Here is a 19,951-nt window from a genome sequence, read left to right as displayed (position 1 = left end):
TTCAGCCTCATGTCCACCTTCGCCCTCATTCTGCTCGGGCTTATTGCCCTCACGCTGTTTCTCTGCTACGTCATTGTGCCGCAGGGCACGGTGGCGGTGGTCACGGTATTCGGCAAGTACCGGCGCATTATGTCGCCGGGACTGAATTTCAAACTGCCGTTTATTGAGGCGGTGTACAAGCGGATTTCCATCCAGAACCGCTCGCTGGAACTTAATTTCCAGGCCATTACCATCGACCAGGCCAATGTGAATTTCAAGGCCATGCTGGTGTACGCGGCCTTCGACCAGAGCGAGGAAGCAATCAAGAACGTGGCCTTCAAGTTCGTGGATGAGCAAAGCCTGATGCAGGCGCTGGTGCGGACCGTGGAGGGTAGCATCCGGGCCTTTGTGGCCACGCAGCGGCAGGCGGCGGTGCTCAGCCTGCGCGGCGAAATCGTGCTCCACGTGAAGGACCAGCTCGATGCCACGCTCGAAAGCTGGGGATACCATCTCATTGATTTGCAGCTCAATGATATTGCCTTCGACGAGGAAATCATGCGCTCGATGGCCAAAGTGGTGGCCTCCAACAACCTGAAAGCCGCTGCCGAAAACGAAGGCCAGGCCCTGCTCATCACCAAAACCAAAGCGGCCGAAGCCGAGGGCAACGCCATCAAAATCGCGGCCGAAGCCGAGAAAATCGCGGCCCAGCTGCGCGGCCAGGGTGTGGCCCTGTTCCGCGAGGAAGTAACCAAGGGCCTGGCCCACGCCGTGGAGGAAATGACCAAAAACAACCTCGACCCGGCGATGGTCTATTTCTCGATGTGGACCGAAGCCATCAAGCACTTCGCGGAGCAGGGCCAGGGCAACGTCATTTTCCTCGACGGCTCGAACGAAGGCATGAATAAAAGCCTGCAGCAGATGATGGCCATGCAGCAGCTCCAGCGGCCGCTGAAGTAAGCGGCTGCGGTCCTGAATCTACCCGTTTTCTCCCGCTGTAGCTGCCGTATGTTGTTGTTTGACAAGAAGGGTTTGTTGTAACTGCCGCTTTGGTAGGTGGGGCTTTTGGCGCATCTGGCCAAACTCATCCTCCGGCGGCCCCGCCGAAAGTAGCCATTTACCTGACGGCTACCGGTAAACAACTGCCAAACTCGGTTGGTGCCGACCATTGGGCCCAGATAGCCATGCGTGACAGCGTGAGCGGTATTATGCGCGAATATTTTATCCCTCGGGCAAGCTCTGGCGGGTTATCCCGTTTGCCAATGTTCGGCTGGGTATCCGGCATGGCGTAGTGTTGAGCTATGACGAGGCCGGAAAGCTGTACCGGCGGGAAGATTTCTCTGGCGGGCAGCGGCAGGGCGAGCTACAGCTCTTTGACGCCACTGGTGCCTTGAGCCGGACCATTGTGTACGCCCATGATAAGAAAGTGAGCCAGCAATGCTTCACTGCCGCCGGGCTGACCAGGGAATGCCAACCCGATAAACAGCTGCCACAGTACCCGAGGGGTACCGCCGGGCTGATTGCGGCGATTGAGCAAGCCGCCGTGCTCCCCACCGAAGAGGTGCTCAGACATGGTTTCGGGACCGTTGTCATCAAACTGTTGGTTGATGCCGAAGCCACCATTATCGGGACTACCGTGGTGCGCGCTCCAACTGCCCGCATGGGCCAGGCCGTGCTGGATGCGGTGAAAGCAATAAAGCCTTTTGTCGCCGCTGGAATGGTGGACCAGGAGCCGGTTTCGGTGTTGTATTACCTGCCCATTAAAATTGGACACCCTGTAAATGGCTGGGCCATGACTAACGCTTACGACGATGCCCCCAAAGTCACCTTCCTGGCGGCCGAGTAAGCTATTCGTATGGGAAAAAGGAAACAGTGACAACTACTCCAGCAGCCGCTGAGTTAAGTAGTTGCTGGCGTTTTGCCGACCAGTATGTAATTTCGGAGAGTTGAGAGTCCGGCACTGCTTTTTCGTCCTTACCCAAATCTATTTGTCTACTGTTTAATGGCGAGCTGGTGCGCCGGTCAGACCGCCCCAGGCGGTCTGACCGGTTGTAGTGAGCACGATTTCGCCCTGCCGACAACCGCTCAGACCGCCTGGGGCGGTCAGACCCGCGCAACGGTTTTGGGCAAGGACAAGTAATGTTTCCCGGGTTATCAGCTCCTTTTTTTCTTGTCTGGTGAATACACGGTTATTTTATCTGAGCCTTTTGCTGGCGGGGTCGCTGGCCGGCCGGGCGCAAGCGCCCCGGGCAGCTACGCCCAGCCCCATCAGTAGCTTTTTCACGCCCGACTACCAGCCCGCCAATTCCTCTGATACCACGGCCATATGCGCCGAAACGACGTTCCGCGACAGCCTCAGCGGCACCACGCGGCTGTATTATCCTTCGGGCAATCTGAAGCAATACATTCCTTACGCCAACGTGGCGCGGGGCGTGCGCTACGGCTGCGTCACCACCTGGTACGAGAGCGGCCAGATGTGCACCAAGGAGGACTACGTGCGCGGCGTGCGCCACGGCGACCTGCTCACGTATTATCCCGACGGCACCCTCAAGCGCCGCGAGCATTGCCAGGACGGCCGTTGCGGCGTGGGTACCTGCTACGATGCCAACGGCTACCCCGTGCCCTACTTCGCCTACGAGCAATTGCCGTTGTACCCCGGCGGCGAAGAGCGCCTGCTAAAGGAACTCACCAAGGCGGTGCGCCTTAATAGGCAGGAGCTGGCCGCCGCGCGCCGCGCCGTGGGCCACCTGCCGGACATGGTGCAGTATGGCTGGCGGCGCGAAGTAGACGTAGAGCTGGCCGTGGCCCCCGACGGCCGCATTGCCCACGCCCGCGTGGTGCAGTCCACGGCCGGGTTCCTCAATAGTGCCGTGCTGCGGGCGGTGGCCAGCCTCCAGCGGCAGTTTGTGCCCGGCCGGCGCGATGGGCAGGTGATGACCAGCTACCTCACCGTGCCCCTTTTTTACACCCTCGAGGCCCCCACGCGCCAGCCGTATTACGGCGGCTACCGAATACGACAGCGCTAGAAAATGGGCCGGCCGGTTGCCGTTATGCCGAGAAATCGGGGCTGGGCTACCCCGCTATGCGGGCCAGCTTCCGCCTACCCGTTACCTTTAAGGCTGAATACCTAGTAAGACCCCGCGTTTTTTCAGAATATGGACGAAGCCACCCTTGCCAAATACCAGCCCGTTATCGGCCTGGAAGTTCACGCCCAGCTGCTCACGCACAGCAAAATGTACTCTTCCGATGAGAACGAGTACGGCGTTGCCCCCAACACCAACCTGTCAGTCATCACCCTCGGCCACCCCGGCACCTTGCCCAAAGTGAACCGCACGGCTGTGGAATTTGCCATGAAAATGGGCCTGGCTACCAACTGCCAGATTCGGCGCGACAACCTGTTTGCCCGCAAAAACTACTTCTACCCCGACCTGCCTAAGGGCTACCAGATTACGCAGGACAAAACCCCGATTTGCTACGACGGCCACCTCGACGTGCGCGTGGGTGAGGAGGTGAAGCGCATCGGCATCACCCGCATTCACATGGAGGAAGACGCCGGGAAGTCGATGCACCTGGCCGGTGAAACCGAAACCCTCGTGGACCTGAACCGCGCCGGCGTGCCGCTCATCGAAATCGTGAGTGAGCCCGACATCCGGACCGGCGACGAAGCCTACGCCTACCTCACCGAAATTAAGAAGCTGGTGGAGTACCTCGGCATCTGCGACGGCAACATGGAGGAAGGCTCGCTGCGCTGCGATGCCAACATCTCGGTGATGCTGCACGGGGCCGCGCAGTTCGGCATGAAGGTGGAGGTGAAGAACATGAACTCCTTCCGCAACGTGCAGCGCGCCATTGCCTACGAAATCGAGCGGCAGATTGCCATCATCGAAGCCGGCGGCGAAGTGGACAGCGAAACCCGGGGCTTCGACGCCCCCAGCGGTACCACCAACGGCCAGCGCAGCAAGGAAACCCTCAACGACTACCGCTACTTCCCCGAGCCGGACCTGCCCCCGCTGGTGATTTCTGACGAGTGGCTGCACCGCGTGGCCGCCGAATTGCCGGCGCTGCCGCAGCAACTCTACTCGCGCTTCGTGGGCGAGCTGGGCCTGAACGACTATGACGCCTCCGTCCTCATCGACCAGAAGGAAGTGGCCCTGTTCTTCGACGACCTCGCGCGCCTCACGCCCAACGCCAAAGCGGCTGCCAACTGGGTGATGGGCCCCGTGAAGTCCTACCTCAACGAGCGGGCCCTCACCATGGCGGATTTTCCGCTCGACGCCGCCCAGCTGGCCGGTATCATCGAGCTGATTGACGCCGGAAAAATCAACTATTCGGTGGCCAGCAAGCAACTGTTTCCGCATTTGCTCGACCATCCGACGGCCAACGCGACCGGCGCGGCCGAAAGCCTGGGCCTGCTCACGCAGGCCGACAACGGCGAGCTGGCCGGTCTGGTGCAGCAGGTGCTAGATGCCAACCCCGCCAAAGTGGCCGAGTACCGCGCCGGCAAAAAGTCGCTCACCGGTATGTTCATGGGCGAGCTCATGAAGCTCACCGGCGGCAAGGCCGACCCCAAGCTGGCCAACCAGCTGCTGCGCGCCGGGCTGGACGGGTAAGCAAGCTTTTGTTATCCAGAGCCTCTCTGTCATCCTGAGCTTGCGAAGGATGACAGAGAGGAACAAACCATCCACGGCCTCGCGTTGGCCATTCTGATTCACAAGTTCACGCACATGCCTCACCCAATGATAAAATCTGTTTTCCTGGCTGCCACCGTGCTGGGCATGGCCAACGCCTGCCAGAATGCCGCCGCCGCCGATGGCTACGAGATTTCGGGCCAGCTGAAAAACGCCCCGGACGGTACCGTGCTGCACCTTTCGGAGCTCAACTCCAACCAGTTTGTAGAGAAGGTCACCGCCAAAACCGATGCCGCCGGTAAGTTTACCCTGAAAGGTGCCACCGCGACCCCCGGTATCTACCAGCTCAAGCTGGACGATGCCAACCAGGTGCTGCTGCTGCTCGATAATAAAACCCGCGTAGAGCTCAGCGGCGACGCCAAAAGCCTGCCCACCACCTACAGCGTAAAGGGCAGCAAAGATGCCGAAGTACTGCGCCAGCTCACGCAGGTGATGGAGGGCAGCAAGGGCCAGCTTGAAGACATCAGCAAGCGCTACGGCGCGGCCGGGCAGGCCGGCAAAACCGAGGAGATGAAGGCCATCGAGAAGGAGTATTACGCCATTCAGGGCAGTAATACGGCCAAGATTAAGGCCCTTGTCCGGCGCAACGTGACGTCTGTAGTGGGCGGCTTTGCGGTGGGCGCTTTCATCAATCCCGAAGAGGAGTTCATGTTTGCCGACTCCGTGGCAACCATTCAGCGCAAGGCCAACCCCAATTCGCCCTTCACCAAGGAGCTCACGGCCCGCCTCGAGCCGATGCGCGCCACCGCCCAGGGCGCCATGGCCCCCGAAATCAACCTGCCCCAGCCCGACGGCTCCAAGCTGGCCTTGAGCAGCCTGCGTGGCAAATACGTCCTTATTGATTTCTGGGCGAGCTGGTGCGGCCCCTGCCGCCAGGAAAACCCCAACGTGGTACGTTCCTACAACCAGTTCAAGGACAAGGGCAAAGGCTTTACCATCTACTCCGTATCGCTGGACCAGGAGAAGGGCAAGTGGGAAAAAGCCATTGCCACCGACGGCCTCACCTGGCACCACGTTTCGGACCTGGCCGGCTGGCAAAGCGTAGCCGGCGCGGCCTACGGCGTGAAGGCTATCCCGCAGTCGTTCCTGATTGACCCGCAGGGGAAAATCATCGCCAAAAACCTGCGCGGCGAAGCCCTGTCGGCCAAGCTGGCTGAGGTGCTGAAATAGGCATATTAGCAACCAACAAAAACGGCCCGTCTGATTTCAGACGGGCCGTTTTTGTTGGACCAGGGGTAGGATTCGAACCGCCGGAGGAACCGCTAAAAGCTTCCTCCGGCGGGCTTACGCACGACGGCAATCTCCACTCTGCCACCTTGGTCTTTAGTTGAAAATAAAACAGAAATCACCCCAGAAACATGCGCTGCAAGCCGGGCCAAAGGCGCTTTTTCAGGCTGACATCGTACTCCACCAAATCGACGGTAGCCGATGCGAGATAGGAGAGGCCCAAGCTGGGAAACTGCACCGGCTCGTAAATCTGGGTGTTGCGGATAGTGGTATCGAGCAGGTTTTTGCCGAAGGCCACGATGCGCGTGGCGGCCAGCTCCCGGCGCAGGTTCACCAGCGCCACGGGCAGGTCCGACTCTACGTTCACCAGCAGCACGTCGGCCATCACTAGGCTCAGGGCCTGAAGCATCTTGTTTAGAAACACGTTGCGGTGCATCTTGAGAAACTGGTCCGACGGCAGGCGGAACAGCAGGATTACGCCCTGCGCATTATCGCCCATCACCGTGAACGGCGTGCGCATAACCGGCGGCACGGCCGAAGCAGCCGGGGCCGGGCGCGGTGTTTCCGGCGCGGGCGGCCCCGGCGCCGCTACCGGGTGCAGGGCGCTGGACGTGAGCCGCTCCAGGCCGGCCGAGGGCTTACTGTAAGCCATGGGCGGCATGCTGGAGGTGCGGGTTGGCGCGGGCGGCTCGGGTTTTGGGGCCGGCGGTGGCGCGAGCGCGGGCTGGGCGGCAACTGCCGGCGCAATCGGCGCGGCGGCAACGGGCGCTTCGGCAGCCGGCTCGGCGGGCACGTAGAGCGTCACATCAGTGTAGAAGTTTTGCAGAAAGGCCAGCTTTTCGGCAGACATGGCGCGGTGGTTGGGGTGAGAAAAAACAGGCTGATTGGGCAATTATGCCCGCTATTTCAAATCGAAGAGGGCTTTGAGCTCTTGGGCTTCGGCGGGCTGCATGCGGCCGGCCAGCACCAGGCGCAGTTGCCGGCGGCGCAGAGCCCCGTCGAAAAGCCGGATTTCCTCCTCGGTTTCGGGCACGGCATCGGGTACGTCGATGGGCCGGCCGCTCTGGTCCACGGCCACGAAGGTGAAAAACGCTTCGTTGGTTTTGAGCTTGGTGCCGTTGGGAATGTCCTCGGCCCACACATCGATGTGCACTTCCATGCTGGAGTTGAATGCGCGCGTCACCTGGGCCTGGAGCGTGACCACGTTACCCAGCCGGATGCTGTCGCGGAACGACACGTTATCGACCGAAGCCGTGACCACGATGCGATTGGAGTGCTTCTGGGCCGCAATGGCGGCGGCAATGTCCATGAGGTGCATCATGCGCCCCCCCATGAGGTTGTTGAGGGTGTTGGTATCGTTGGGCAGTACCAGCTCGGTCATGATGACGAACGAGTCGGAAACGGGTTTTTGCTTGCGCATGGAGAAAAAGTAAAACGGCCTGCAGGAGGCTGAAAATAGTGGCATAAAGGTACGGCCTGCAGGACGCGAAGGCCTGCGGGTAGGCCCAAAAAATACCCCGTCCGATTTCGGACGGGGTATTTTGAATCAGCAAGAAGCTGCCGGGCGCGGGACTATTCCACGTTGAGCTTGCTAGTGAAGGTTTCGCCATCGAGCGAGATGTGCACCACGTACATACCAGCCTTGAGGGTCTGGCCGCCGCTTTGCAGCGATACGCTCTGCTGGCCGGCGCCATACATTTTGGCGGGCAGCGATACCACGTTGCGACCCAGCACGTCGGTCAGGCGCACCTGCACCTGCGTGGCGGTCGTGAGGTTGAGGTGCACAGCCGTTTCGTTGGTCATCGGGTTGGGGTACACGCTGATGCCGCGGCTGGCCAGGGCATCGGCCTTGGTAGCCAGCGGGCCGGCAATGCGCAGGTTATCGAAGTAGAAGTTGTTGCCGGCGGTGGTACCGTTCACCATCTGGAAGCGCACTTTGAACAAGCCGCTGCCCTGGAACTGGGCCGGAATGGCCACCGTGGTGGTCTGCCAGCTGGCGCTGCTGGTGGGCACGTAACCGTCGGTGGGGGTGAGGCCCTGGGTGGTGAGCGCCGTGACGTCGAGCACGGTGGGCGTCGACCAGGTTACGCCGCAGTCGCTGCTGAACGAAATGCGCAGCTGCTCGTTGCTGGTAATCGTGCGTAGGGCAAAGGCCCGCGAGAAGCTCAGCGAAGCCGGGCGGGGCACCGAGGCCAGGTTGATGTTGGGCGTGATGAGCTGGGAGGTAGCACCCACCGGAATCACCCGGTCCTGCACAATGAGGTAGCCGGTGCCGGTGGCGGCGGGCACGTTGGCCTGCCGTACCCAGCGGTAGTTTGGGGCCGCAACCCCGGTGCTGGTAAAGCCCGAAGTGATGTAGTTGCGCAGGGTGGGGTCGGCAAACAAGTTCGGGAAGTTGGCATCTTCAAACGACTCCGCGTAGGGGGCCACTTCGCCGCCCGTCGGGCCTTCTACCCGAATGTAGTTGGTCACGCTGCTGGTGCTGCTACCCGAGGTGTTGCTCACCGTTTCCGTTACGGGGTAGAAGCCGGCCGCCGCGTACGATACCGAAACCGAAGCTCCGGTTGCCGTAGCAGGCGTGCCGCCGGGGAACGACCAGGCGTAGGTGATTGCACCGCCGCCCGACGAGAAGTTGTAGGAGTAGTCGTTCAGCGTGACGGGCGTGTTGATGCACACGCTGGTGCTCACGCCGGCGGCGGGGGCAAAAGCGGCCACGGGGGCGCAGCTGGCGGGGGCGATGTAGCCGTCGTTGGTGCCGGTGGCCACCAGGTTGGCCTGGGTGGTGAGACCGGTACGCTCGGGGCGCAGGGCCAGCACGTTGCGCATCAGGGTCTTCTGGCCCTGCGTGAACATGGTGGGGCACGACGCGTAGTCCATGATATTCTGCACGTTGGCCAGAATGCGCTGGCCGGTAGCCGGGTCGGTGCAGGGCGAGTACGTCAGGTCGCAGTTGAAGGTGCCGTCGGTGGTGGGGGTATCGGCCACGCCGTCGTCGCCGCTGCAGTTGCCGGTGCCGGGGTTGTTGGTCTGGCCCCAGGGGTGGCTCAGGCCGAAGTAGTGGCCGATTTCGTGGGTGGCGGTGCGGCTCTGGGCGCGGGCGGGCGAGCTGGTGCCCTGGTTGCCGAACCAGTCGCCACGGGCCACAAAGCCGTCGCGCTGGGCCGTGGAGTTCTGCGGCAGGTTGGAGTAGCCTAGCACAATGCCGCCCCCCGACGTGGACGTACCGATGCTGCTCACAATCCAGATGTTGAGGTAGCGCTGACGGTCCCAGATAACCAGGGACTGCACCGAACCGCTCTGGTCGTCATTAATCAGGCTGGGGGCGTAGTGGCGGGTGATGCCTGTGGTGCAGTTGCCGTTGGGGTCCTTCTTGGCCAGCCGAAACCGGAAGCCGATGGAGGCCGCGCGCGCCCGGAAAACCGGTACCGTGTTGGCCGTATCCGGGTTCAGCTTCTGGTAGTCGGTATTGAGCTGGTCGATGGCGCTGTTAATCTGCCGGTCGCTGATGTTCTCAGGGCCGCTGGCATGAATGATGTGCACGACCACGGGAATGGTCACATCGGTTACGTACGACACTCGGTTTTGCTGCGTGGCGGCCAGCGCTTCCATCTGCTTGTACATGGCGCGCTGGGCTTCGCGGGCACCGGGGTGCTCGGCGAAGTAGCGCTCCTGCTCGGCCACGGCCCCGCACCAGTTGGGGCTGCGTTCGCTAATTAAGTTTTGGGCGCTGGCACGCAGTCCCGTCAGGGCCAATGCCAGGGTCAGCGCCGTGGGTAATAGTTTTTTCAACATGAGAAAATTTAGGAGAAAGCGTAGGTTTATTAGAAAAGAGGGGAGAAAACGTGCGGCTGGGGCCACATAAAAAAACAAGCCGATGACTGGACTTTCAAATTTACCTAAAAACCCTGAATCCAACACGTTCCAGTGGTAGAACGGGTGAGTTATTAATTAGGGGATTACGATTTTGCTGGTCGAACGCCCAACGCTGGTTCGCAGTTCAACCAGATAAATGCCGGGGGCCGGGCGGGCCGCTCCGGTCGGCAGCAGCGGCAGCGTTTGCAGGCCGGCCCGGCCGGTAGCCCGCGTAGCCGCGCCCACCGGTCGACCCAGCAAGTCGGTCAGCCGCAGCTCAACCGGGCCGGGAACGGCCAGGGTAAACTCCACCACCGATTCGGCGGTGAGCGGGTTAGGGTACACCCGTGCCGGCAGGCTGCCGGCCCTCAGGCGCGTGGCCAGGAGCGGCGCCGCCCCCACGGCCAGGTGGTCGAGGTAGAAGTAGTTGCCGCCGTTGCTCTGCAATGTGAGGCGCACCTGGAAGTGGCCGGTCAGGTAGCCGGCCGGGATATCTACCCGCAGGCTTTTCCACTCCGAAGCGGCCAGCGGCGTGTAGCCGTAGGTGCGCAGCGTGTCGCGGGTATTAAGTACGAGCGAGAAGAAGCTGCGCTGCGTGGCCCAGGTCTGGCCGCAGTCGTTGCTGAACTGGACAGCCAGCGACTCATTGGCTTGGCCCGCCCGCAGGGCGTAGGCCCGGTCGAAGGTCACGGCCGGCTGGTCGGCCACCGTGAGGCCGCTCAGGTTGATGTTGGGCGAGGTAAGCATGGTCTGGGTGCCGGCCGTCAGCACCGAGCTGGCCACCAGCACGCAGGCCGCGCCGTCGCTCACGGCTAGGCCGCCGGGCGAGCCGGCCCGCCGAATCCACCGCGCCGCCGTCGAGGCAGTGTTCGAGGAATTAGTCCAGTTGCGCAGGTCGGGGACCGTGAAGTTGGCCGGAAAGCCGGCGGCTTCAAATGACTCCGCTACCGCGCCCACCAGGGCAGAGCCAGGCCCCACTACCTGCACCAGGCCCGTGCGCGTGGTCATGCCCATGGCGCCGCCGGCCGTCACGGCCAGCGTGGCGTTGTACAGGCCGCCCGTGGGGTACGTCACCACCGGGTTGCGCAGGGTAGAAGTGCCGGGCACGCCGCCCGGAAACTGCCACGCGTAGGTAGCCGCCGTCAGGCTGGCGTTGTAGGAATAATCGGTAAAAGTCACCGTCGAGCCATCGCAGACGGTGGTGGCCGAGGACTGGAACGCCACTATCGGGGCGCAGTTGGGGGCCGCGTAGCCATCGTTGGTGCCGGTGGCCAGCAGGTTGGCGGCGCTGGTGAGCACCTGCCGGCAGCTCAGCTGCAGCGAGGCGCGCATCACGGCGCGCTGGCCCAGCGTGAACATCCGCGTGCACGAGGAATAGTCCATGTAGTTTTGCACGTTGGCCAGCGGGCCGCAGGGGTTGAAGCTGGTGAGCACCGTGCCCGTACCGTAGGCCGCCGAGCAGCTAGTTTGCGAGCCCGTGGTATTGGGCGTGTCGGCAATGCCGTCGTCGAGGCTGCAATTGCTGGCCAGGCCCGGCGTGTTGCTGCCGCCCCAGGTATGGGGCAGGCCAAAGTAATGGCCGATTTCGTGGGTGAGGGAGCGCACCGCCAGGTTGCTGCCGCCAGAGGTGCCAACGCTGCCAAACTGAGCATTCCGAATCACAATGCCATCGGCCGCGCCGCCCGAGCACGGCAGGTAGGCGTAGCCGCCGGCCCCGTTGGCGCTGGTGCACACCCAGATGTTGAGGTACTTATCCTGCGGCCAGGTAATCAGGCTTTTCACCCGGTCGTCGCCAATGTTGGTATCCGTCGAATACGTGCGGGTGATGCCCGTGGTGCAGTTGCCGCTGGGGTCGCGGCGGGCCAGCTTCATCCGAAAGCCAATGTTGGCATACAGCGCCTGGAAGGCCGGAATCACGTCGGCCGTATCGCGGTTGGTTTTGCTGTAGTCTTCGTTAATAACCCGGAGGGCATCATTCACCTGCGCGTCCGAAATATTATTGCTGCCGCCGGTGTGGATGATGTGAATCACCACGGGCACCGTCACGTCGGGGGTGGCCAGCAGGCGCGCCTGGGTGGCGGTGGGCATGCGGGCCACGTCCTGCAGAAAGGCGCGGTAGGCGGCGGCCGCGCCCGGCTGCCGCGCAAACGCCGCCTGCTGGGCGCTGTCGAACGCGCAGCGGTAGCCGGTTTGGTGCTCGGGGTATTGGCGCACCACGCCTTCGGGCGTTTGGGCCAGGGCCACGAAGCCACCGCCGAGGGCAAAGGCCACAGCCAGCAGCCCACTTGTAAAAGAGCGTAACATTTTTATCATAAGCAGAAAATTGGAGAAGCGGGAAAGCGGGGGTGAGAAAAAAATACCCCCGGCGACCTTGCCGCTGGGGGAGCAAGAGCGCCGGGGAATAATCGCAGGCAAATTACACCCGGGAAACTGGGAAAAGAACGAAGCGAACTCCTACGAGCGCCAGCCCCCGGCCCCGAGCAGCGGCACGAACCGGAACTCCTCAAATTCTTCGCGCACAAAGGCCTCGGCCCCTTCGCGGGTCACGCGCACCATGCGTTGGGTCTGGCTGTCGCCCACGGGTATCACGAGGCGGCCACCCACGCGCAGCTGGCGCAGCAGGGCCGGGGGCAGCCCCGGCGCACCGGCCGTAACGAGGATGGCATCGAACGGGGCGCGGTCGGGCAGGCCCACCGAGCCGTCGCCGCAATGCAGCCCGGCCCCGCCGGCCCCCAGTGTAGCCAGCAGCTGCCGGGTGCGGGCAAACAGCACTTCGTTAAACTCTATGCTGTCGACGTGGGGCGTGAGCTGGAGCAGCACGGCGCACTGGTAGCCCGAGCCGGTACCCACTTCCAGTACCCGGTCGGTGGGCTGCAGGTTGAGCAGCTGGGTCTGGTAAGCCACGGTGTAGGGCTGTGAAATCGTCTGGCCCTCGCCAATGGGAAACGCCTTGTCCTGGTAGGCGTGGGCCTCGAAGGCGGGCGCAAAAAAGAGGTGACGCGGCACGGTAGCCAGGGCCTGCAGCACCCGTTCGTCGTGAATGCCGCGCAGCCGCAGCTCGCGGGCCAGCGCCCGCCGCTGTCCCTGGTGGCGATATGAATCCTGAAGCGGTGAGATGATAAAAGACTGAAAAAAATGAATAAAAGCCGGACGTAGGGGTCCGGAGGCACATTTGCCAACCCAAAAAGAAGCCGCCGGACAACTACCGGCTTTCCCTACCTTTGCCGGGAGCGGTATGTCTCCACAGGCCGCGAAAATACTACCCCGCCCACCGTTTTGCAGTTAATTCGTCGCTTTCAATATATCAAGCTAGTGGCCGCCGATTTTGGCGCGGCGCTGTTTGCCTGGATGTGTTTTTATCTCGTGCGCAAATATTTGCTCAACGAGCTGACCGGCTATCACTTCACCGAAGGCGTGCTGTTTGACCTCACCGGGTCGGCCATATTCATCGCCATCTTCTGGACGGTGCTTTACACGCTGGTGGGCGAGTACCGCGACATTTACCGCAAGTCGCGCCTCGGCGAAATTCTGCGGCTGGCCCGCGTGGCCATGCTGGGCGCAGTGGTTATCTTCTTCACCCTGTTGCTCGACGACCAGGGCGTGGTGAACTACCGAGCTTACTACAAGACATTTACGGCCTACTACCTGCTGCATTTTTTCATCACGGCCATTTTGCGCACCTTAGCTGTGAGCAGCGTGCAGCGCCAGATTCGCAAGCAGCGGATTTTCTTCCCCACGCTGTTGGTGGGCTCCAATGCCCTGGCCTTGAACACGTTTTATGAGCTCTCGCGCACCAGCCGGCACCTGGGTCTGCGCCTGGTGGGCTTTGCGCCGGTGGGCGATACCATTGATGAGACCCTGGCCGCCGAGCTGCCCGCGCGGGGCTCCTACCAGCGCCTGCCGGCCCTGGTGCGCGCCCTCAAAATCGAGCAGATTGTCATTGCCATCGAGCCCAGCGAGCACCTGCTCATTCAGGATATTCTGGCCCTGCTGGAGGGCACGCCGGCCCGCGTGAGCATCCTGCCCGACCTGTACCAAATGCTGCTGGGCTCGGTGAAAGTCAATCACTTATTCGGCACGCCGCTCATCGAAATCAAGCAGGACCTGCTGCCCGTGTGGCAGGTGGTGCTCAAGCGGGTGATTGATGTGGTGGGCTCGGCGCTGTTTATGCTGCTGGCCTGCTGGGTCTACGCCTTCACGGCCGTCATGGTGAAGCTGTCGTCGCCCGGGCCGGTATTTTACCGGCAGGAGCGCATCGGGCGCGACGGCCACCCGTTCCGCATCATCAAGTTCCGGTCGATGTTCACCGATGCCGAGAAAATGGGCCCGGCCCTGAGCTCCGACCACGACCCGCGCATCACCAAGTGGGGCCGTTTCATGCGCAAGGTGCGCCTCGACGAGCTGCCCCAGTTCTGGAACGTGCTGAAAGGCGATATGAGCATCGTAGGCCCGCGCCCGGAACGCCAGTTTTTCATCGACCAGATTGTGAAAATAGCGCCCCACTACCGGCACCTGCACCGCGTGCGCCCGGGCCTCACCTCGCTGGGTCAGGTAAAATATGGCTACGCCGAAACCGTGGCCCAGATGGTGGAGCGGCTCAAATTCGACATTCTCTACATCGAGAACATGAGCCTGGCCATGGATTTTCGGGTGCTGCTCTACACGCTCAAGATTATTGTGGAAGGGCGGGGGAAGTAAGAAAACTTATGCGGCTTAATTAGCGGGATTCGCGCGCTCGTGTGCTAGATAAGCCCGGTGTGGGCTGCGGACGCGCAGGTTATGCAGCCCGCAGGCCACCACCATGACCGTATCGCGAAACCAGTCGCCGCGGACCCGCAGCTTGTCGCGCACCATGCGCAAGCGTTTGATGCCACTGTGCACGTGCTCAATCACCACGCGTAAGGGACTCAGCAGCTGGTTGTAAAGTTTCTGGGAAAAGGTCAGTTCGCCCTTCGGGGGCTTCTTGTGCGGCATCTCGACCAGCACCCCCGGCGGGCGATGGCCGAGCAAACCCAAATCCTGCCGCAGCACGCTGCCCGCCGGCAGGTGCAAGGGGTATTCGTCGGCCACTTTTTTGTCGTGCATGCGCCCTGATTCCGTGGGCGAGAGGTAGTGCAGATACTGCGTATCGTCGCACAAGGTGTTGTTTTTCAAGGTATGGACTTTTTTTTAGCACTATACTCTTCTTCTTGCCCTTCCCGGTCCGCGTTGCGCGGGATACCGCGTTCCACCCCGTCGTAGGTAAAGATCTTATCGGGGTGCGCGGCCAGGCGCTGGGCCAGTTGCGCGCCGTCGCGCACGGGCGACAGGCCGCGGGCGGCCAGCGTTTGGTTGAGCACGTTGAGCAACGGGCCCGTCAGGCGGCTGACGCGGGTCTGCGAAACGCCAAAGCTGGCGGCTTGGTACTCTTGCAACGAATTGGTTTTGAGATAGGTCAGCAAGAAGAAAAGCTTCGTGTCGGTACCGGACAAGGTCGCATTGGCCCGCTCCCGATGGGCCGGGATGCGCCGCCGGGTGCCGTCGAGGGTGTGGTAGCGCTGATGCCGTTCCCAACGGGGCGCAAAGTCGGTGAGCAGGTCGTCAAATTCGGCGGGCAGCAGACTGGTTAAGGCCAGAAACTGCGTCGGCCGCTCGCGTAGGGCCAAATAATTCATCCCCAAAAGTACGGCCCGGTCTCACGCACCAGTATAGCTAACTTTGCCGCATCAGCACTAAGGTGAGGTGTGAACTGGTGAGTTTGATGTTTGGACTGCGCTAAATGCGCAATTGGAACATCAAACTCACCAGTTCACACCTCACCATCTCACCGCTCGTACCTTTGTAGTTGCCGGCCGGAACCTTTCAAGCTCCGGGTGAATTGCAAACCACTATGAATATCGAAGTAAAAGGAAGAGTCCTCGTCGCGATGAGCGGCGGAATTGATAGCAGCGTGGCCGCCGTGCTCCTGCACGAGCAAGGCTATGAAGTGGTGGGGATGACCATGAAAACCTGGGATTACGCCAGCGCCGGCGGCTCCAAAAAGGAAACCGGCTGCTGCTCGCTCGACAGCATCAACGACGCCCGCGACATTGCCGTGCAGCTCGGCTTTCCGCACTATATCATCGATATCCGCAACGAGTTCGGCGATTTCGTGATTGATAACTTCACCGAAGAATACCTGGCCGGCCGCACGCCCAACCCCTGCGTGCTCTGCAACACGCACATTAAGTGGGATGCCCTGCTGCGCCGCGCCGACCAGCTCGGCTGCGAGTTCATTGCCACGGGCCACTATGCCAATATCCGCAAGGATGCCGAAACCGGCCGCTTCGTGGTGAGCAAAGGCCTCGACGAAAACAAGGACCAAAGCTATGCCCTCTGGGGCGTGAGCCAGGCGAGCCTGAGCCGCACGCTGTTTCCGCTGGGCGGCATGCGCAAAACCGAAATTTATGACGAAGCCCGCCGGCGCGGCTTCACCGAGCTGGTGAACAAGCCCGAGAGCTACGAAATCTGCTTCATTCCCGACAACGACTACCGGGGCTTCCTGCGCCGCCGCGTGCCGGGCCTGGAGGCGCGCGTGGCCGGCGGCAACTTCGTGACCAAAAACGGCCGCGTTATCGGCAAGCACGAGGGCTATCCGTTCTACACCATCGGACAGCGCAAGGGGCTGGGCGTGGCCCTGGGCTACCCCGCGTTCGTGCTCGAAATTCGCCCCGATACCAATGAGGTGGTGCTGGGCAACTACGAAGAGCTGGCCAGTACGGCTACCGTGGTGGGCAAGCTCAACATGGGCAAAGAAGCCACCCTGCTGGGGCGTGGCCTGGTGCCAGCCGTGGTGAAAGTGCGCTACAACCACGACGGTGCAGCGGCTTTCCTGGAAGAAGTGGATGGCAAAATCCGCGTGTACTTCGAGGAGCCCGTGCACGCCATTACGCCCGGGCAGGCTGCTGTGTTCTACGACGGCAACGACGTGCTGGGCGGCGGCTGGATTGAGCGCCACGTCATCGGCGAATTCCCCTTACCTTTTGCCGCCACGGCCACCGCTGGCCTCTAAGTAGTCAGTCATCAGTAATCGGTAGTCAGACAGAAATCAATTGACTGATTTTTAAACAGCTGAAATCTGATTGCTGACTACTTATTACTAACTACCTACTTATTTCCTTTCTAATCACCCGCTGCGCACTGCTCATGCAACGACTGTTTTCTTCCTGGAATTTGCCGGTGGCTACCCGCCGGGCTGGTCTGGCCTTGGCTGCGGGTGCCCTGGCAATGGGTTTCGGCGGCTGCAAAAATACGGTGGAGGCCCTGCCCGATGCGGGCCTGGGCTACTACCCGGTGGCCGTGGGCAACTACTGGATTTACGCCGTATCTGACACTACCTGGAGCCGGGCCAACGGCCAGGGCTCTCAGGTTACGCTCAGCGTGCCCACAGTTAGTGCTTTCCAATTTAAGGAAACCATTGCCAGCGCATTCGCCGATGCGGCCGGCAAAACATCCTACCGGCTGGTGCGCTCCAAGCGCCTGACGGCCGCCGCCGCCTGGGTCGACGACAGCGTGTTCACCCTGAGCCCGTCGGCGCAGTCGGTCATTCTCAACCGCGACAACCGGCGCACGCTGGAGCTGATATTTCCGGTGCGCGAAGGCCGCCTCTGGAATTTCAACGCCTACAACAACAATTCCGCAGATACGGTGACGGCCGAAACCCGCCGCTACCGCCGCGTGGGGGAGCCGTTCAGCACCGCCGCCAATGGTACCTCGAAAACCTACCCGGCCACGGCCACTACCACCAACGAGGGCCTGGCCCAGGCCGACGACGCTTACTATGTGAACACCTACCAGCAGGTGTTCGCGAAAGGCGTGGGGCCGGTATTCCGACGGAAGAGACGCTTTTCCAACTTCTATTATGTCGGTTCCGGGGGCAATGTCGTCTTCGTGCCCAAGTCATACACTTTCGGCTATTCGCGCCGCGAAACCCTGATTGAATACAAAGTGAATTAAGCCACCCGCGGCTGATTTTATTCCCCTCGCTGTTCCTCGCAACCTATGGTGCCACTTTCGTTCAAATGGGTAAGCCTGGCCTTGGTGGCCGGCGCGCTGAACGCCCTGGCCGCCGCTCCGGCGGCGGCGCAAGGCACTGTGCGCCGCCATCTGGTGTATTTTCGGGATAAGGCGGGTACGCCCTTTTCGGTGGCGCAGCCGCAAGCGTTTCTGTCGGCCCGGTCGCTGGCGCGGCGCACCCGGCAGGGCATCGCCGTGCTGCCCCGCGACCTGCCCGTGAATCCCGCCTACGTGGTCCAGATTCGGGCCGTGAGTGGTGGGCCGCAGGTGCTCTACACGTCCCGCTGGTTCAACGCGGCCGTGGTTTCCTGTGATTCCCTCACGCTGACCCGCATTATGGCCCTGCCCAAGGTGAGCCGCGCCAGCACCCTCAACCGAAGTTACCGGGCACCGGCCCCGTTCACCGCGCCCGCGCAGCTGCCCGAGCCGGCCGCCCGGGGCACCTTGGCCACCCGCGCCCTCTACGGCCCGGCCTACCGTCAGAACCAGCAGATTGGCGCGCTGGCCATGCACGATGCCGGTTTCCGGGGCGACGGCATGCAAATCGCCGTATTCGACGCCGGCTTTCCCGGCACCGATACTATTTCGGCTCTGCGCCCCCTGTTCCAGGAGCAGCGCCTGGCCAGCACCCGCAACTTTGTGGACGGCGGCACCAGCGTGTATGGCCGCAGCGACCACGGTACCAATTGCTTATCGACGATGGCGGCCAATAAGCCGGGCTTCTTTATTGGTACCGCGCCCAAGGCCACGTTCCACCTCTGCATCACGGAGGATGTGTATTCCGAGCATCCCATCGAAGAAGCCAACTGGCTGGCCGCCGCCGAATACGCCGACTCGGTGGGCGTGGACGTCATCAGCTCCTCGCTGGGCTACACGGATTTCGATGCGCCGTCGGTGTCCTACACCTACGCCGACCTGACCGGCCGCAACGCCATCAGCTCGCGGGCCGCTACCATGGCCGCCCGCGTGGGCATGCTGGTGGTGAGCGCCGCCGGCAACGAGGGCAACCACGCCTGGCGCTACGTTTCGGCCCCCGCCGATGCCGATTCCATTATGTCCGTTGGGGCCGTGGATTCGCTGGGTAACCACGCGCTTTTTAGCTCCTACGGCCCCACGGCCGATGGCCGCATCAAGCCCACGCTGTCGGCCATGGGGCAGGCCACGGCGGTACTCTCGCCCAATGGCGGCGCTTACCGGGGCAATGGCACCTCCTTTGCCTGTCCCGTGCTGGCGGGCATGGCGGCCGGTTTCTGGCAGGCCAATCCCACGCTCACGGCCCAGCAGGTGATTGTGGCCCTGCGCAGCACCGCCACCCAGGCCATTGCTCCCGATAACACGCTGGGCTACGGCATTCCGAATTTTGTGACGGCCTATAATGCCCTGCATCCCATGGCTCCGCTGGCCACCAGTCCGGCGGCGGCCGGTGCCACCGATGCCCTCCGCCTGTACCCCAACCCCATTGGGAGCGGCCTGCTCACGCTGGTGCTGCCGGCCGCGCTGCGCGGCCAGCCGCTGAAGGTGCGCGTGCTCGACGCCCGGGGCGCGGTAGTGGCGCAACAGCAGCTGCCGGCCGCCGATGGCGACGAAGCATCGCTCCGCCTCGCGCCGCTGGCCAAAGGCAATTACAGCTGCGAAGTGAGCACGGGCAGCATCCGCCGCACGGTAAAATTTGTGCAGCAATAGGCAGATTCTCAGCTACTAAAAAAAGGTGCTTCGCGGCACCTTTTTTTGTGCGGTTTTCTCAGGATATCGACTTGTTTTTGAGGGTGATAATTCGTAATTTTAAAGCATTAATTAACCCCTTTTATTGCAGTAGAATGTTGCAAATGATGACGACTAAGCGCATCGGGCGCCGCCAGTTTCACTTTACCGTGCAGGGCAATAACTTTCACGAAACGGTGGCCGAATACGAGCGTTTGAGCTTCGCCGACGTGGCGGCCTGCGGCATCTGCGGGTCCGACAATCTGGACCTCACCAGCCGCGTGGCCCAGGGCAAGTTCAAGTACACTTCGGTGCGCTGCCTGGAGTGCCGGGCCGACGTAACCTTCGGCAAGCGGGAGGACGACGACCAGACCGTATTCCTGCGCAAAAAGACCGGCGGCCTGCCCGGTGAGCTCGACTGGCGGCCCTTCGAGAAAGGTGATAAATAAGCGCTGCGCATAACCCCGCCCCGT

Annotated in this window: 17 protein-coding genes; 10 read left to right on the top strand and 7 right to left on the bottom strand. The window is 62.0% G+C overall.

Translation table 11 applies throughout. The features are described 5' to 3' along the window. Positions 1–9: 9 nt before the first annotated feature. From KQ659_RS10825 to KQ659_RS10805, 5 genes are all read left to right on the top strand, one after another. Positions 10–936, top strand: a complete 927-nt coding sequence (locus KQ659_RS10825; protein ID WP_216688784.1) for an SPFH domain-containing protein — start codon at positions 10–12, stop codon at positions 934–936. A gap of 331 nt (positions 937–1,267) precedes the next feature. Further along, positions 1,268–1,822 carry an energy transducer TonB gene (locus KQ659_RS10820; protein WP_226929935.1) on the top strand — a complete coding sequence of 185 codons (555 nt, stop codon included), beginning with the start codon at positions 1,268–1,270 and terminating at the stop codon, positions 1,820–1,822. Between the two features lie 331 nt (positions 1,823–2,153). Next, a complete protein-coding gene (locus KQ659_RS10815) occupies positions 2,154–3,002 on the top strand; it encodes an energy transducer TonB (protein WP_216688786.1) in 849 nt (282 codons plus the stop codon). Between the two features lie 129 nt (positions 3,003–3,131). Further along, a complete protein-coding gene (gene gatB, locus KQ659_RS10810) occupies positions 3,132–4,586 on the top strand; it encodes an Asp-tRNA(Asn)/Glu-tRNA(Gln) amidotransferase subunit GatB (protein ID WP_216688787.1) in 1,455 nt (484 codons plus the stop codon). Between the two features lie 126 nt (positions 4,587–4,712). Continuing rightward, positions 4,713–5,834, top strand: coding sequence for a TlpA disulfide reductase family protein (locus tag KQ659_RS10805; protein ID WP_216688788.1), 1,122 nt, complete (start codon positions 4,713–4,715; stop codon positions 5,832–5,834). A 175-nt stretch (positions 5,835–6,009) separates the two neighbouring features. Here KQ659_RS10805 and KQ659_RS10800 read toward each other — a convergent pair whose 3' ends face one another. The 5 genes from KQ659_RS10800 to KQ659_RS10780 all read right to left on the bottom strand — a co-directional run bounded on the left by KQ659_RS10800 (position 6,010) and on the right by KQ659_RS10780 (position 12,860). Next, positions 6,010–6,741 carry a hypothetical protein gene (locus KQ659_RS10800; protein WP_216688789.1) on the bottom strand — a complete coding sequence of 244 codons (732 nt, stop codon included), beginning with the start codon at positions 6,739–6,741 and terminating at the stop codon, positions 6,010–6,012. 51 nt (positions 6,742–6,792) lie between these two features. Beyond that, a complete protein-coding gene (locus KQ659_RS10795) occupies positions 6,793–7,311 on the bottom strand; it encodes an acyl-CoA thioesterase (RefSeq protein WP_216688790.1) in 519 nt (172 codons plus the stop codon). 152 nt (positions 7,312–7,463) lie between these two features. Then, positions 7,464–9,683 (bottom strand): M43 family zinc metalloprotease, encoded by a 2,220-nt coding sequence (locus tag KQ659_RS10790; RefSeq protein ID WP_216688791.1) that lies wholly within the window; start codon positions 9,681–9,683, stop codon positions 7,464–7,466. Positions 9,684–9,839: 156 nt separating this feature from the next. Further along, positions 9,840–12,056 carry a M43 family zinc metalloprotease gene (locus KQ659_RS10785; RefSeq protein WP_216688792.1) on the bottom strand — a complete coding sequence of 739 codons (2,217 nt, stop codon included), beginning with the start codon at positions 12,054–12,056 and terminating at the stop codon, positions 9,840–9,842. Between the two features lie 141 nt (positions 12,057–12,197). Further along, on the bottom strand, positions 12,198–12,860 hold the full coding sequence (locus KQ659_RS10780; RefSeq protein ID WP_216690690.1) for a protein-L-isoaspartate(D-aspartate) O-methyltransferase: 663 nt from the start codon (positions 12,858–12,860) through the stop codon (positions 12,198–12,200). Between the two features lie 159 nt (positions 12,861–13,019). Here KQ659_RS10780 and KQ659_RS10775 point away from each other — a divergent pair, with 159 nt between their 5' ends. Beyond that, complete coding sequence (locus tag KQ659_RS10775; protein WP_226915562.1) at positions 13,020–14,441, top strand: sugar transferase; 1,422 nt, start codon at positions 13,020–13,022, stop codon at positions 14,439–14,441. 15 nt (positions 14,442–14,456) lie between these two features. On the opposite strand, the gene KQ659_RS10770 is transcribed toward KQ659_RS10775, so the two are convergent. Both KQ659_RS10770 and KQ659_RS10765 read right to left on the bottom strand, forming a co-directional pair. Then, complete coding sequence (locus tag KQ659_RS10770; protein WP_216679188.1) at positions 14,457–14,897, bottom strand: transposase family protein; 441 nt, start codon at positions 14,895–14,897, stop codon at positions 14,457–14,459. Further along, positions 14,894–15,397 (bottom strand): transposase family protein, encoded by a 504-nt coding sequence (locus KQ659_RS10765; RefSeq protein ID WP_216679189.1) that lies wholly within the window; start codon positions 15,395–15,397, stop codon positions 14,894–14,896. The genes KQ659_RS10770 and KQ659_RS10765 overlap by 4 nt, the downstream gene beginning before the upstream one ends. A gap of 221 nt (positions 15,398–15,618) precedes the next feature. On the opposite strand from KQ659_RS10765, the gene mnmA reads away from it, so the two are divergent. The 4 genes from mnmA (at position 15,619) to KQ659_RS10745 (ending at position 19,927) form a co-directional block, all read left to right on the top strand. After that, positions 15,619–16,773, top strand: coding sequence for a tRNA 2-thiouridine(34) synthase MnmA (mnmA, locus tag KQ659_RS10760; protein ID WP_216690692.1), 1,155 nt, complete (start codon positions 15,619–15,621; stop codon positions 16,771–16,773). A 134-nt stretch (positions 16,774–16,907) separates the two neighbouring features. After that, a complete protein-coding gene (locus tag KQ659_RS10755; RefSeq protein WP_216688793.1) occupies positions 16,908–17,717 on the top strand; it encodes a hypothetical protein in 810 nt (269 codons plus the stop codon). A gap of 45 nt (positions 17,718–17,762) precedes the next feature. Beyond that, positions 17,763–19,460 carry a S8 family serine peptidase gene (locus tag KQ659_RS10750; protein WP_216688794.1) on the top strand — a complete coding sequence of 566 codons (1,698 nt, stop codon included), beginning with the start codon at positions 17,763–17,765 and terminating at the stop codon, positions 19,458–19,460. 143 nt (positions 19,461–19,603) lie between these two features. Continuing rightward, positions 19,604–19,927 carry a hypothetical protein gene (locus KQ659_RS10745; protein ID WP_216688795.1) on the top strand — a complete coding sequence of 108 codons (324 nt, stop codon included), beginning with the start codon at positions 19,604–19,606 and terminating at the stop codon, positions 19,925–19,927. Positions 19,928–19,951: the final 24 nt, after the last annotated feature.

Origin of the sequence: Hymenobacter siberiensis (assembly GCF_018967865.2) — a bacterium.
Lineage (GTDB): Bacteria > Bacteroidota > Bacteroidia > Cytophagales > Hymenobacteraceae > Hymenobacter > Hymenobacter siberiensis.
The sequence above is the reverse complement of the archived record's forward strand: the minus strand, read 5'-3'. Positions and strand labels throughout refer to the sequence as shown.

What these genes read in the sequence shown, in the direction of transcription:
- KQ659_RS10785 (WP_216688792.1), bottom strand. Translation starts at nt 12,056, where the DNA reads ATGATAAAAATGTTACGCTCTTTTACAAGTGGGCTGCTGGCTGTGGCC.
- KQ659_RS10800 (WP_216688789.1), bottom strand. Translation starts at nt 6,741, where the DNA reads ATGTCTGCCGAAAAGCTGGCCTTTCTGCAAAACTTCTACACTGATGTG.
- KQ659_RS10795 (WP_216688790.1), bottom strand. Translation starts at nt 7,311, where the DNA reads ATGCGCAAGCAAAAACCCGTTTCCGACTCGTTCGTCATCATGACCGAG.
- KQ659_RS10805 (WP_216688788.1), top strand. Translation starts at nt 4,713, where the DNA reads ATGATAAAATCTGTTTTCCTGGCTGCCACCGTGCTGGGCATGGCCAAC.
- KQ659_RS10745 (WP_216688795.1), top strand. Translation starts at nt 19,604, where the DNA reads ATGATGACGACTAAGCGCATCGGGCGCCGCCAGTTTCACTTTACCGTG.
- KQ659_RS10790 (WP_216688791.1), bottom strand. Translation starts at nt 9,683, where the DNA reads ATGTTGAAAAAACTATTACCCACGGCGCTGACCCTGGCATTGGCCCTG.
- KQ659_RS10765 (WP_216679189.1), bottom strand. Translation starts at nt 15,397, where the DNA reads ATGAATTATTTGGCCCTACGCGAGCGGCCGACGCAGTTTCTGGCCTTA.
- gatB (WP_216688787.1), top strand. Translation starts at nt 3,132, where the DNA reads ATGGACGAAGCCACCCTTGCCAAATACCAGCCCGTTATCGGCCTGGAA.
- KQ659_RS10750 (WP_216688794.1), top strand. Translation starts at nt 17,763, where the DNA reads ATGGTGCCACTTTCGTTCAAATGGGTAAGCCTGGCCTTGGTGGCCGGC.
- KQ659_RS10755 (WP_216688793.1), top strand. Translation starts at nt 16,908, where the DNA reads ATGCAACGACTGTTTTCTTCCTGGAATTTGCCGGTGGCTACCCGCCGG.
- KQ659_RS10825 (WP_216688784.1), top strand. Translation starts at nt 10, where the DNA reads ATGTCCACCTTCGCCCTCATTCTGCTCGGGCTTATTGCCCTCACGCTG.